A 357-nucleotide genomic window follows, 5' to 3' on the forward strand; every position below is an offset into this window, starting at 1 on the left:
GGAATTGTCACTAGCACTTACAATGTAACTATCAATACAGATTTGGGACTGAAGATAACTGTCAATGCAACTATTAATGTGATTATTCCAAGTATACTGAGTATCATCCATGTAACGATCGTGGTCGGGATTCTTACTCTTAGATCCATTTTTCAGATAACTAAAATGACGATAAAAAGCACTTTCTAGTGAACTAGAAAAAGAATGATCATTGGCAATGTCAAAAATATGATTTTCAAAATTAAAATATATAGAATAACCGTCCCCATTACTATTACTATCTTTCACGAAAAAAATATCATCAGAGATAAAATTCCGAATGTCCTTACTGTAATTGTCATGACCACCCCAACTCTG

General features: G+C 32.5%; 1 protein-coding gene. It reads right to left on the reverse strand.

Annotated features, from left to right (window positions below):
- The coding region (locus HX793_RS32340) for a hypothetical protein (RefSeq protein ID WP_218646229.1) at nucleotides 1-288 on the reverse strand (288 nt) is incomplete at its 3' end.
- Between the last annotated feature and the right edge of the window lie 69 nt (nucleotides 289-357).

Source organism: Pseudomonas reactans (genome assembly GCF_013387025.1).
GTDB lineage: Bacteria > Pseudomonadota > Gammaproteobacteria > Pseudomonadales > Pseudomonadaceae > Aquipseudomonas > Aquipseudomonas reactans.